This window comes from Stenotrophomonas sp. A3_2, assembly GCF_036624925.1.
GTDB classification, from domain to species: Bacteria; Pseudomonadota; Gammaproteobacteria; order Xanthomonadales; family Xanthomonadaceae; genus Stenotrophomonas; species Stenotrophomonas hibiscicola.
Window position 1 is genome coordinate 1 of sequence record NZ_JAZKVY010000141.1, and the last position, 319, is coordinate 319.

Here is a 319-nt window from a genome sequence, read left to right on the forward strand (position 1 = left end):
CCGGCATTTCCTGTACGCAGGGCGCGCACCAGGTTGCCCAGAAGTTAACTACAAGCAACTGGTTTTTCCAGCTTGAAAGCGATTGCCGTAATCCGTTGCTATCAGGGAATTTTTTACTCATGACCTGGCGGACTGCGCTGCTTTCCGGTGTGTCGGGCGTGGTTTGCAGGTTGCCGGCATAGATGCCGAGTCCGGTGAAGCTGAGTCCCAGCAGGATGGCGCCTGCAAATTTTTTATTGATCAGTTTCATAAGAATTTTCCGCAGAGTGAAGACTATCGCTGATAAGCGCGCGCAGGGCTTGCAGGTTGGCGCGTTCCT

General features: G+C 53.3%; 1 protein-coding gene. It reads right to left on the bottom strand.

Annotated features, from left to right (window positions below):
* Window positions 1-250: TlpA disulfide reductase family protein (locus R5H29_RS03935; protein WP_332328784.1), on the bottom strand; the 250-nt coding region annotated here is incomplete at its 3' end.
* Window positions 251-319: the final 69 nt, after the last annotated feature.